This window comes from Kineosporia sp. NBRC 101731, assembly GCF_030269305.1.
Lineage (GTDB): Bacteria > Actinomycetota > Actinomycetes > Actinomycetales > Kineosporiaceae > Kineosporia.
The window spans coordinates 1,041,735-1,053,402 of sequence record NZ_BSTC01000001.1 but is presented as its reverse complement, the minus strand read 5'-3'; the positions used below and the strand labels follow the sequence as shown (position 1 = coordinate 1,053,402).

General features: G+C 70.9%; 11 protein-coding genes. 7 read left to right on the top strand and 4 right to left on the bottom strand.

Annotated elements, in window-relative coordinates; translation table 11 throughout:
* Positions 1–17 precede the first annotated feature (17 nt).
* Complete coding sequence (locus QSK05_RS04595; protein ID WP_285594218.1) at positions 18–926, top strand: proline dehydrogenase family protein; 909 nt, start codon at positions 18–20, stop codon at positions 924–926.
* Between the two features lie 26 nt (positions 927–952).
* A complete protein-coding gene (gene pruA, locus QSK05_RS04590; protein WP_285594216.1) occupies positions 953–2,581 on the top strand; it encodes an L-glutamate gamma-semialdehyde dehydrogenase in 1,629 nt (542 codons plus the stop codon).
* A gap of 52 nt (positions 2,582–2,633) precedes the next feature.
* On the opposite strand, the gene QSK05_RS04585 is transcribed toward pruA, so the two are convergent.
* Both QSK05_RS04585 and QSK05_RS04580 read right to left on the bottom strand, forming a co-directional pair.
* Positions 2,634–3,491 (bottom strand): sugar phosphate isomerase/epimerase family protein, encoded by an 858-nt coding sequence (locus QSK05_RS04585; protein WP_285594214.1) that lies wholly within the window; start codon positions 3,489–3,491, stop codon positions 2,634–2,636.
* Between the two features lie 150 nt (positions 3,492–3,641).
* Entirely contained in the window at positions 3,642–4,580 is a 939-nt protein-coding gene (locus tag QSK05_RS04580) for a Ppx/GppA family phosphatase (protein ID WP_285594212.1), read from the bottom strand.
* A 92-nt stretch (positions 4,581–4,672) separates the two neighbouring features.
* Between QSK05_RS04580 and QSK05_RS04575 the strand changes: the two genes are divergently transcribed.
* Positions 4,673–5,614, top strand: a complete 942-nt coding sequence (locus QSK05_RS04575; protein WP_285594210.1) for a DUF3109 family protein — start codon at positions 4,673–4,675, stop codon at positions 5,612–5,614.
* Between the two features lies 1 nt (position 5,615).
* Positions 5,616–6,344, top strand: coding sequence for a class I SAM-dependent methyltransferase (locus tag QSK05_RS04570; RefSeq protein ID WP_285594209.1), 729 nt, complete (start codon positions 5,616–5,618; stop codon positions 6,342–6,344).
* A gap of 219 nt (positions 6,345–6,563) precedes the next feature.
* Here the strand turns inward: QSK05_RS04570 and radA are convergent, their stop codons facing one another.
* Positions 6,564–8,018 (bottom strand): DNA repair protein RadA, encoded by a 1,455-nt coding sequence (gene radA, locus QSK05_RS04565; RefSeq protein WP_285594207.1) that lies wholly within the window; start codon positions 8,016–8,018, stop codon positions 6,564–6,566.
* Between the two features lie 132 nt (positions 8,019–8,150).
* On the opposite strand from radA, the gene disA reads away from it, so the two are divergent.
* The 3 genes from disA (at position 8,151) to QSK05_RS04550 (ending at position 11,167) form a co-directional block, all read left to right on the top strand.
* Positions 8,151–9,233 carry a DNA integrity scanning diadenylate cyclase DisA gene (disA, locus tag QSK05_RS04560; RefSeq protein WP_285594205.1) on the top strand — a complete coding sequence of 361 codons (1,083 nt, stop codon included), beginning with the start codon at positions 8,151–8,153 and terminating at the stop codon, positions 9,231–9,233.
* The gene (locus tag QSK05_RS04555; protein ID WP_352300265.1) at positions 9,230–10,123 is read left to right on the top strand and encodes an iron-sulfur binding domain-containing protein; all 894 of its coding nucleotides are present in this window, start codon (positions 9,230–9,232) and stop codon (positions 10,121–10,123) included. The genes disA and QSK05_RS04555 overlap by 4 nt, the downstream gene beginning before the upstream one ends.
* A 75-nt stretch (positions 10,124–10,198) precedes the next feature.
* Positions 10,199–11,167 carry an ATP-binding cassette domain-containing protein gene (locus QSK05_RS04550; protein ID WP_285594201.1) on the top strand — a complete coding sequence of 323 codons (969 nt, stop codon included), beginning with the start codon at positions 10,199–10,201 and terminating at the stop codon, positions 11,165–11,167.
* Here QSK05_RS04550 and QSK05_RS04545 read toward each other — a convergent pair.
* Positions 11,164–11,667: an amino-acid N-acetyltransferase gene (locus tag QSK05_RS04545; protein WP_285594199.1), complete on the bottom strand. Its 504-nt coding sequence runs from the start codon at positions 11,665–11,667 to the stop codon at positions 11,164–11,166. The two genes, QSK05_RS04550 and QSK05_RS04545, sit on opposite strands and share 4 nt — an antisense overlap.
* Position 11,668 lies beyond the last annotated feature (1 nt).

Here is an 11,668-nt window from a genome sequence, read left to right as displayed (position 1 = left end):
CTCCTAGCCTGGTTCGTATGCCGAAACTCCTGCTGGCGGCCGCACAGACCCGGCCGGTCCGGGCCTCCGTGAGCGCGCTGCCCATCAGCCGCAAGATGGTTCGCCGGTTCATCGCCGGGCCGGACTCCACGTCCGCCCTGCAGGTCACGAAGTCGCTGCGTGAGCAGGGACTGGCCGTGACGCTCGACGTGCTCGGTGAGGACATCACCGACAAGGCCCAGGCCGCGCAGACGGCGGCCTCCTACCGTTCGCTGCTGGCCGCGCTGTCCGAGGCCGGGCTGGCCGACCGGGCCGAGGTGTCGGTGAAGCTCTCCGCCTTCGGTCAGGCCCTGGGCGCCGACGGCGACAAGATCGCCCTGGAGAACGCGTTCACCGTGGCCGAGGCGGCCCAGGCCGCGGGCACCACGATGACCCTCGACATGGAAGACCACACCACGGTCGACTCCACGCTGGGCATCCTCGCCGAACTGCGCGCCCAGTACCCCTGGGTGGGCGCCGTGCTGCAGGCCGCGCTCTACCGCACCGAGGGCGACTGTCGTGACCTGGCCACCACCGGGTCACGCGTACGCCTGGTGAAAGGCGCCTACGCGGAACCGGCCTCGGTGGCCCACCCGGCGAAGGCCGATGTCGATGCCGCCTACCGCCGCTGCCTGGAGATCCTGTTCGCCGGCGCCGGGCACCCGATGATCGCCACGCACGACATGTCCCTGGTGACGCAGGCCTGCGTCCTGGGCCGCGACCGGGGCGACTGGGAACTGCAGATGCTCTACGGCATCCGCACCGACGAGCAGCGCCTGCTCGCGGCGGCCGGCATCGACGTGCGCGTGTACCTGCCCTTCGGCACCGACTGGTACGGCTACTACATCCGCCGTCTGGCCGAGCGCCCGGCGAACATGCTCTTCCTTCTTCGTCACCTCAACTCCTGAAAACCCTTAGAACGAAAGGCATAATAATGGACGCGATCACGAAGGTCCCAGCTCCGGTCAACGAGCCGCCGCGCTCCTACACGGACGGCAGCGCCGAGCGCGCCGCCCTGGAACCCGCCCTCAAGGAGATCTGGGGCACCCGCCTGGAGATCACCAACTGGATCGACGGCCAGCCCGTCGCCGGTGGCGGGGACTCCTTCGACGTCGTCGCGCCGTTCGACAAGTCGCACGTGCTGGGAACTTTCAAGGCCGCCACGGCGGACGACACGGCGGCCGCGATCGCCGCCGCGAAGAAGGCCGCGCCGGCCTGGGCCGCGCTGTCCATCGACGACCGGGCCGCGGTGCTGCTCAAGGCCGCCGATCTGCTCACCGGCAGCTGGCGCGCGGTCACCAACGCCGCCACCATGCTCAGCCAGGCCAAGACCATCTACCAGGCCGAGATCGACGCGGTCTGCGAGCTGGCCGACTTCTGGCGCTTCAACGCGCATTTCGCCCGGCAGATCTACGCCGAGCAGCCCGCCGCGAACTCCCCCGGCATCTGGAACCGCCTCGACCACCGGCCGCTCGAGGGCTTCGTCTATGCGATCACGCCGTTCAACTTCACCTCGATCGCAGCCAACCTGGCCACCGCCCCGGCCCTGATGGGCAACACGGTGGTCTGGAAGCCCAGCCCCACGCAGGCCCTCTCGGCCGAGTACACGATGCGCCTGTTGACCGCCGCGGGCCTGCCCGCCGGGGTGATCAACCTGGTGCACGGCGCCGGCCCCGAGGTGTCGTCCGTGGTGCTGGAAGACCCGGACCTGGCGGGTATCCACTTCACCGGCTCCACCGCGACCTTCCAGCACCTGTGGCAGGAGGTCGGCTCGCGGATCACGCAGTACCGCTCCTACCCGCGCATCGTCGGCGAGACCGGTGGCAAGGACTTCATCCTGGCCCACCCCAGCGCCGACGTCGACGTGCTGCGGACCGCCATGGTGCGAGGCGCTTTCGAGTACTCCGGGCAGAAGTGCTCGGCCGCCTCGCGGGCCTACGTGCCGCGTAGTGTCTGGACCCGGCTGAAAGACGGGCTGGCAGACGTCACCAATTCTCTGCCCGTCGGGCCGGTCACCGACTTCGCCAACTTCACCTCGGCAGTCATCGACGAGCGGGCGTTCGCGAAGCACGCCCAGGCTCTGGAGCGGGCCCGCAACGCGCCGGGTGTCGAGATCCTGGCCGGCGGCAAGGCCGACGACAGCGTGGGCTATTTCGTCGACCCGACCGTGCTCGTGGTGGACGACCCCACCGACGAGGCCCTCACCACCGAGTACTTCGGCCCGATCCTGGCCGTGCACGTGTTCGACGACGCCGACTTCGAGAGCATCGCGCAGAGCATCGCGACCGACTCCAAGTACGCGCTGACCGGCGCGATCATCGCGCAGGACCGGCAGGCCGTGGCCTCGGTGATGGAGACGCTGCGGTTCGCCGCGGGCAACTTCTACATCAACGACAAGCCGACCGGCGCCGTGGTCGGGCAGCAGCCGTTCGGTGGCGCCCGGGCGTCCGGTACCAACGACAAGGCCGGGGCCCCGCAGAACCTTCAGCGGTGGACCTCGACCCGGTCGATCAAGGAGACGTTCGAGCCCGCCGTGGACTGGCGCTACCCGCACATGGGGTGACGAGAACGACCGTGGGCTCCGGAAACCCCTCCTCCGGGGCCCACGGTTTCCCCTACCGGGTGGGCGTGAGGTTCGCCGAGGCCAGATGCTCGCGGGCGAAGGTCAGGCACTCGGTCAGCTCGGCCTCGCGCTCGGCCCGGGTACGGCACTTGCGCGTGTTCACCTCGACCGCGACCACGCCCGCCCAGTTCCATTCGGAGAGCAGGTCGAGCACCTCGCCGCAGGGCTGGGTGCCGCGGCCGGGCAGCAGGTGCTCGTCCTTGGCCGAGCCGGCCCCGTCGGCCAGATGGATGTGCGTGAGCCGGTCGCCCAGCGCGCGGGCCATGGCCAAGGAGTCTCCCCCGGCGGTCGCGGCGTGCGAGAAGTCCAGCGTGACGTGCTGGTACGGCTGCTCCAGCGGGTTCCAGCCCGGCGAGTAGGCCATCACCTCACGGCTACGGGCCCGCCACGGGTACATGTTCTCCACCGCGAGCGGCACCGAGAAGTGCTCGTTCAGCTGGGCGACGCCGTCCACGAAGGCCGCGCCGTACTCCTTCTGCCAGCGGAACGGCGGGTGCGCCACCACGGCCCCGGACCCCAGGTCTTCCGCCATCTGCAGCGAGCGCTCCAGCTTCGCCCACGGCTCCTTGCCCCAGACCCGCTGGGTCACCAGCAGTGTCGGGGCGTGCACCGAGAGAACCGGCACGCCGTAGTGCTGCGAGAGTCTCTTGAGGGCCCCGGTGTCCTGGCTGACCGGATCGGTCCACACCATCACCTCGACGCCGTCGTACCCCAGACGTGCTGCGATCTCGAACGCGTCGGCGCAGGACTCCGGGTAAACGGAGCTGGTCGACAGCGCCACCTTCGCTGTCGGCAGCCTGGACGACCTGGTGTTCCGGTCGTCCGGCTGGCCACTGCTCGATCGGGCCATGCCGTTCAGCGTAGTCACTCCCGCTGTGGGCGCTGGTTCACACCCTCCCCAGGCTGCGTCAGGCCCGGTACGCCTCACTCGCGCGGCGTACTGGATCAAGGGCCTGTCCTGCGATCACGCCGTAGCGGGCGATGCTCCGCAGGACAGGCCCTAGATGCCGGGACCGGCCGCGCTCATCACGTCGTCGAGCCGGCGCAGGATCACACCCTCGCGCAGGGCCCACGGGCTGATCTGCATACTCTCCACGCCGAGCAGTTCCATCGCGGCCTCGGCGACCAGTGCCCCGGCCAGGATCTGGCGGGCTCTCCCGGCCGAGACACCCGGCAGTTCGGCCCGCTGGATCTCGGTCATCGCGGCCAGGCGGGGAACCCACTGCGTGAGGTCGGCACGACGCAGGGTGCGCGCCGGGGTCTGGGCGTCGGCCGGCCCGCAGATGCGCGCCAGCGTCCGGAAGGTCTTGCTGCTGCCCACCGTCTGATCGGGCGCCCCGCCGCGCACCACGTCACGCACCACCCGGCCGATCGCGGCCCGCGCGTACTTCCGGGCCGCCCGCACCTGGTCGGCGCCCGGCGGGTCACCGGCCAGCCGGTCGCGGGTCAGGCGCCCGGCCCCCAGCGGCAGCGAGATCGCCACGTCGGGCAGTTCGTCCAGGCCCGAGGCGATCTCGAGCGATCCCCCGCCGATGTCCAGCACCAGCAGGCGGCCCGCCGACCAGCCGAACCAGCGGCGCACGGCCAGGAAGGTCAGGCGGGCCTCGTCTCCGCCGGCCAGCACCCGCAGGTCGACGCCGGTCTCCTGGCGCACCCGGGTCAGCAGGGCCTCACCGTTGGGAGCGTCGCGGATGGCCGAGGTGGCGAAGCCGATGACCTCCTCGACCCCCAGGTCTTCACCCACCGTCAGGCTCGATTCGACGAAGGCCAGCAGCGACTTCTCCGCGGCCGGGGAGATGCGCCCGTCCTCGTCCAGCTGCTCGGCCAGTCGCAGCTCGGCCTTGTGCGACGACGCCGGCAGCGGCCGGGCTCCCGGATGGGCGTCGACCACCAGCAAATGCACCGTGTTGGAACCCACGTCGAGAACTCCCAGCCGCATTCCGCGAAAGTACCCCACCCCGGCGCCGCCACCGGGAAGGATTCAGTGCCCTTGCGTGGAAGACGCACATCGCAGGGCTTACATTGTCGGCCATGCCCCATCCCCCCGCGCCGGAGATCGGACTCGACCCGGCCCGGCTCTGGCTCGAGTTCCCCGACCCCGAGCCCGCCGACGTGATCGAAGACCCGTCGACCATCGACGAGGACGACGAACGTGAGGACGTCGTGGTCGGCTTCACGGCCGACTCCGACCTCTCGGACGACTCTGACGATTCCGAGGACTCCGACGATTCCGAGGACCTCGAGGACGACGACGAGGAGGTCGAGGACGACGACCAGCCCGCCCAGGTCTTCCGGTGCGACCTGACCTGGCTGACGTCCAACTGGACCTGTATCTACGGCAGCGGCTGCGGCGGCATCTACGCCGACCGACCCGATGACGGATGCTGCACCCTCGGCGCGCACTTCGCCGACGAGGAGGACGAGCAGCGGGTCACCGAGTCGGTGAAGATGCTCGACCCCACCATCTGGCAGTACGCCGACGAGGGCGAGCGCGACGGCTGGATCGAGGTCGACCCCGACGGCCAGCGCAAGACCCGGGTCGTCGACGGCGCCTGCATCTTCCTGAACCGGCCGGGCTTCGCCGCCGGTGACGGCTGCTCCCTGCACAAGCTCGCCTGGGCGCAGGAGCGAGAGCCGCTGGAGCTGAAACCGGACGTCTGCTGGCAGCTTCCGATCCGCCGCTCGTACCGCACGATCGAGCGACCGGACGGCACCAGCTATCTCGAGGTGACCATCAGTGAGTACGACCGGCGCGGCTGGGGGGCCGGCGGGCACGACCTGGACTGGTACTGCACCGGCAACCCGCAGGCCCACGTCGGCCGGGAGCCGGTCTACCGGAGCCTGCGCCCCGAGCTGGTCGAGCTGATGGGCCAGGCCGCCTACGACGTGCTGGCCCAGCACTGTGACCAGGTCACCGGGGCCCGCAAGCTCATCCCGCTCACCGTGCACCCGGCCACCACACGCGCTCGCTGACGTGTCCGGCGTCATTCCCAGCCCGAACATCTGGCGGCATCCGGGCGTCTACGAGGTGGAGAACCGCAGCGTCGATCCGGACGGTGTGCTCGAGACGGCCATGCGCTCGATCCGGCCCTGGGACGGCGTCACCGTTCTGGACATCGGCTGCGGCAGCGGCTTTCACCTACCCCGCTTCGCCGCTGCCGCCGGCGCGGTGATCGGCGTCGAGCCGCACCCGCCCCTGGTGCAACTGGCCCGGCGCCGGGTGGCCGCCCTCGACGACGATGCCCTGCGCGCCCGGATCGACGTGCGCGCGGGCACCGCCCAGACCCTGCCCGTGCCCAGCGGGACGATCGACGTGGTGCACGCCCGCTGGGCCTACTTCTTCGGCCCGGGCTGCGAACCCGGCCTGGCCGAGATCCGCCGGGTGCTGCGCCGGGGCGGCACCGCGTTCGTGATCGACAACGACGCCACCCGTTCCACTTTCGGGCGCTGGTTCCAGAACTGGCTGCCCGACTACGACCCGGCCGCCGTCGAGGCCTTCTGGGCCCGGCAGGGCTGGACCCGTCATGCTCTCGACATCCGCTGGGAGATGCCCACCCGCGCCGACTTCGAGGCCGTGGTCCGCATCGAGTTCAGCGCCGAGCACGCCGACCGCATCCTGGCCTCCCACCCCGGCGCCTCGGTCGACTACGCCGTCAACCTGTTCTCGTACCAGGCCCCGGAAGGCCTCTGGCGCCGACGCTGAGCTCCACGACCAGGCCGATCCGCAAGGCCGATCCGCGAGACTGCGTGCATTCCTTGCGCCATATCCGCAACGAATGAACACGATCTCGCTCCCGTGGTGGCGTGGTCGGCTCGTGGGAACAGCCTGGTCGGCTCGTGGAACAGCCGGGGCCGGCAGCTCAGCCAGCAGCTGACCGGCAGCTGATCGGCTCCGTCAGGGCCGGGTTGAGCAGGGCACGCCCTAGCCCCGTTCTCCCCGTTCGCCCCGCTCTCCTCGGCTCCCGACGATCGGGAAGGCGGCCCGGCTGAGAGCGGTCAGGACGTCGGGCACCTCGTGAACCATCATGCCCTCGGGGGCGGGGGCCGCGTCCCGGGTGCCGGCCGGGACGAAGGCCGAGGTGAAGCCCAGGCGGGCGGCCTCGGCCAGGCGGCGGCCGACCCCGGCCACCGGGCGCACCTCTCCGGCCAGGCCCACCTCGCCGATCGCGATCGTGCCGGCGGCCAGGGGCCGGTCGATGGCGGCGCCGGCGACCGCGAGTGCCACCGCCAGGTCGCACGCGGGCTCGGCCAGGCGCACACCGCCGACGGTGGAGACGTAGACGTCGTTGCCCGAGAGCCTTGCCCCGGCCCGGCGTTCCAGCACCGCCAGGATCATCGAGACCCGGCTGTTGTCGAGACCGGAGGTGGCCCGGCGCGGGTTGTTCGCGTTGGTCGGGGCCACCAGCGCCTGCACCTCGCTGACCAGCGGACGCCGACCCTCCAGGGTGACCGAGACACAGGTACCCGGCACCGGATGCGCATGCTGGGACAGGAACAAGCCGCTGGGATCGGTGAGCCCGACGATGCCCACCTCGGACAGGTCGAAGCAGCCCACCTCGTCGGTCGGGCCGTAGCGGTTCTTCACGGCCCGCACCAGGCGCAGGCGGGAGTGGCGGTCGCCCTCGAACTGGCAGACCACGTCGACCAGGTGCTCGAGCACACGGGGGCCGGCGATCGAGCCGTCTTTCGTGACGTGACCGACCAGGACGACGGCCATGCCGCGCTCCTTGGCCACCCGGATCAGCGAGGCGGCCACCTCACGCACCTGGGAGACGCTGCCGGCCGAGCTGTCGATCGCGTCGCTGGCGATGGTCTGCACCGAGTCGACCACCAGCAGGTCGGGCTGCACGTCTTCGACGTGACCGAGCACGGTGCTCAGGTCGGTCTCGGCGGCGAGCAGCAGGCGGGGGCGTAGCGCGCCGATGCGCTCGGCCCGCAGCCGCACCTGGCTCGCCGACTCCTCCCCGGTGACGTAGAGCACCGTGCGGGTGTTCTGGGCGGCGCGACTGGCCACGTCGAGCAGCAGCGTGGACTTGCCGACCCCGGGCTCACCGGCCAGCAGCACCACGGCCCCGCTGACGATGCCCCCGCCCAGGACCCGGTCGAGCTCTTCGACGCCGGTGGACCAGGTCTTCGCGTTCTCGGTGGTGATCTCGCCGATCGGCCTGGCCTTCTCGGACACCGTGCGGGCCTTGGTCACCGGGGCCGCCGCCGCGGGCGTGGCCTCCATGACGGTGCCCCAGGCCTGGCACTCACCGCACCGGCCGACCCACTTCGCCGCCGTCCACCCGCACTCGGCGCACCGGTATCCCGGGTTGTCCCGCCCGGACTTCTTGGTACGCGCTGCCGAACCCCGCCGTGCGTCAGATGTGCTCACCCCGCAGAACCTACGCGTCACCACCGACAGTCTCGGGCGACCCCGGGCCGGAACCCCCGGGGGGACTTCCGGCCCGGGAGGGCCAGGGCCTTTGTACCCGGGCCGGTTCCGGGGACAGATAGACTCCCTCCTGTGGTTGCGGAGCGCACTCCCGAAGAGCTGCTGCGGTACACCCTTGCCGCCGTGGCGCCGGGTACGACACTGCGTGACGGCCTGGAGAGAATTCTGCGGGGCCGCACGGGGGCGCTGATCGTGCTCGGGCACGATCCCCTGGTCGAGAGCATCTGCACCGGCGGCTTCAACCTCGCCGTCGAGTTCTCCGCCACCCGGCTGCGTGAGCTGGCCAAGATGGACGGGGCGATCGTCACCGACCAGGACGGGTCGCACATCCTCCGGGCCGCCGTGCAGCTCGTGCCCGACCCGACGATCCAGACCGACGAGTCCGGCACCCGGCACCGCACCGCCGAGCGGGTGGCCAAACAGACCGGCTATCCGGTGGTCTCGGTCAGTCAGTCGATGCGCATCATCGCGCTCTACGTGGCCGGCCGGCGGTACGTGCTGGAGGGCTCCGACGCGATCCTCGGCAAGGCCAATCAGGCCCTGGCCACGCTGGAGCGCTACAAGGCCCGGCTCGACGAGGTCACCAGCACGCTCTCCGCGCTCGAGATCGAAGACCTGGTCACCGTGCGGGACGTCTCGATCGTCATCCAGCGCCTCGAGATGGTGCGCCGCATCTCCGACGAGATCCAGCACTACGTGGTCGAACTCGGCACCGACGGCCGGCTGCTCTCGCTACAGCTCGACGAGCTGATCGGCGGAGTGGGCCCCGACCGCGACCTGGTGATCCGCGACTACCTCGACGCCACGCGCCGCGAGCGCTCGATGCCCGAGGTGGTGGCGGCCCTGGCCGAGATCGCCTCGAACGACCTGGTCGACCTCGGCCTGGTGGGCCGGGTGCTGGGCTTCGTGCAGGGCGGCGACGCGCTCGACGCATCGATCAGCCCGAAGGGCTACCGCCTGCTCACGAAGGTGCCGCGTCTGCCCGGTGCGATCGTCGAGCGCCTGGTCGACCACTTCGGTGACCTGCAGAAACTTCTTGCCGCCAACCTGGACGACCTGATGCTCGTGGAGGGCGTCGGCGACCAGCGGGCCCGGGCCGTGCGGGAAGGCCTTTCCCGTCTGGCCGAGTCCAGCATCCTGGAGCGTTACATCTGAGCACCGAGCACGCGCTGCACCGGCCGATCCTGGCCTGGTACGAGGCGAACAACCGTGACTTGCCGTGGCGGGAGCCGGGCTGCCCGGCGTGGCACATCCTGATCAGCGAGATCATGTTGCAGCAGACCCCGGTGAGCCGGGTGCTGCCGATCTGGCAGGAGTGGGTCGAACGCTGGCCGACACCCGCCGACATGGCGAAAGAGCCGCCCGGTGAGGTGATCCGGGCCTGGGGCCGACTCGGGTACCCGCGTCGCGCCCTGCGCCTGCACGCGGCCGCCCAGGCGATCGTCGAGCAGCACGGCGGTGAGGTGCCCAGCGACCACGCCGAGCTGCTCGCCCTGCCGGGCATCGGCTCGTACACGGCCGCCGCCGTGGCCAGTTTCGCGTTCGGTCAGCGCCACGCCGTGCTCGACACCAACGTGCGCCGGGTGTTCGCCCGCACCGTCACCGGGGTCGAGTACCCGCCACCGGCTCTCACCGCCGCCGAGACCCGGCTGGCCACCGAGCTGCTCCCGGAGGAAGACGATCGGGCGGCGCGCTGGGCCGTGGCCGTGATGGAACTCGGCGCCCTGGTCTGTACCGCCCGATCCCCCAAGTGCGTGGACTGCCCGGTGTCCGACCAGTGTGCCTGGCGTCTGGCCGGTTCCCCACCGCACTCCGGCCCCGCCCGCAAGGGCCAGGCCTGGGCCGGCACCGACCGGCAGATCCGCGGAGCCCTGATGGCGGCCCTGCGCGCCAGCCGGGAGCCGCTCTCGCACCCACAGCTGGTGATCCAGGTACCCGACAGCGCCCTGCGCGAGCCCGGGCAGCGGTCACGCTGCCTGGCCGGCCTGATCGAGGACGGCCTGGTCGAGCCGCTGCCCGGCGATCAGTACCAGCTCCCCGCATAAGCCTCGTACCGGAGTACAGGACCCATACGTTACGGCTGTCATCTGAATGCCTTAAATCTTCGATAATCTCAACGCGTGGCGCACAGTGGCGGGGGTCAGCCGCCCACCCAGGCATCGACGCGTCCCGCGATCGCCTTCGGGCACGTGGGGCTCGCACCACGCCGGGGTCTGTTCCGCCGCCGCCAGTGGCTCTTCGACGGTCTGTCGTTCACGGTCGCGGCCGGAGAGGCAGTCGGCGTGCTGCTTCCGCCCGGCGCGGGCAAGACGAGCCTGGTCAAGCTGGCCGGCGGCCACTCGTCGCCGTCCTTCGGCTCGCTCTCGGTCCTGGGCCTGCGCCCCGCCACCGCCCAGCGCGAGCTCACCGGCCGGGTCGGCACCATCGTCAACGGGCACTCACAGCTGTGGCTGGACGACCTGCTCGGCGATTCCCTCACTCTGCTGTGCCGGTTCTACGACGTTCCCGACCACCGCGCGAGGGAACTCTCCGAGCGACTGGAGCTGACCCGCGTCCTCAAGACGCCCGTGGAACACCTCACCCCGGCGCAGCGCCGACGGGCCGAGCTCGTCGCCGCCCTGCTGCCCGAGCCGGAGGTACTGATCCTCGACGAGCCAATGCGCGGGATGGACGCGGCCAGCAAGGAACGACTGAGATCAGTTCTGCGCCAAGAGAACCGGATGCACGGGCGCACTCTGCTACTGGTCACGAGCGACCTGGCCGACGTCGAGTCCCTGTGCCACCGGCTGCTGGTGGGCGTGGAGGGACGCATCGGGTTCGACGGCAACGTGTCGGCCCTGAACGAGCTGCTCGGCACCGAACGCGTCCTCATCGTCGATCTGCACCGGCCGGTGGCGCCGCTGGACGACCTGCCCGGGGCGGAACTGATCGCGGTCGAGGCGGGTGGCCTGCGGCAGCGGCTGGGCATCGCCCCGGGCCCGGTGAAGGTCTCGAAGGTGCTGGCCAACGTGGTGGCGCGGGCCCCGGTGCGGGGCCTGACGCTGGAACAGCCGGACGTCGCCGAGCTGGTGCGGAGACTGGCCGTCTAGAGGTCCAGGATCATCCGGCTGTTGCCCAGGGTGTTCGGCTTCACCCGGGCCAGGTCGAGGAACTCGGCCACGCCCTCGTCGCGCGAGCGCAGCATCTCGGCGTAGACGCCGGGCTCGACCGGGGTGCCCTCGATCTCGCGAAAACCGTGACGTTCGAAGAACTTCACCTCGAAGGTGAGGCAGAACAGCCGACTCACACCGAGTTCCGTGGCCTGCTCGACCAGAGTGTCGAGCAGGGCGTGCCCGACGCCGGCACCGCGCCAGTCGGACGAGACGGCCAGCGTGCGCACCTCGGCCAGGTCTTCCCACAGCACGTGCACGGCCCCGCAGCCGATCACCGTGTCGTCGGCGTCTACCGCGACCCGGAACTCCTGCACGTCTTCGTAGTAGGTCACCGTCTCCTTGTGCAGGAGGATGCGCTGATCGGCATAACCGGACACCAGGCGGCCGATGGTGGAGACGTCGGTGGTGCGGGCACGCCGGACGCGGAAGTCAGCCACC

Bases quoted from the DNA above. Each gene is read 5' to 3' on its own strand.
- QSK05_RS04585 (WP_285594214.1), bottom strand. From the start codon at position 3,491: ATGGCCCGATCGAGCAGTGGCCAGCCGGACGACCGGAACACCAGGTCG.
- QSK05_RS04595 (WP_285594218.1), top strand. From the start codon at position 18: ATGCCGAAACTCCTGCTGGCGGCCGCACAGACCCGGCCGGTCCGGGCC.
- QSK05_RS04575 (WP_285594210.1), top strand. From the start codon at position 4,673: ATGCCCCATCCCCCCGCGCCGGAGATCGGACTCGACCCGGCCCGGCTC.
- pruA (WP_285594216.1), top strand. From the start codon at position 953: ATGGACGCGATCACGAAGGTCCCAGCTCCGGTCAACGAGCCGCCGCGC.
- QSK05_RS04580 (WP_285594212.1), bottom strand. From the start codon at position 4,580: ATGCGGCTGGGAGTTCTCGACGTGGGTTCCAACACGGTGCATTTGCTG.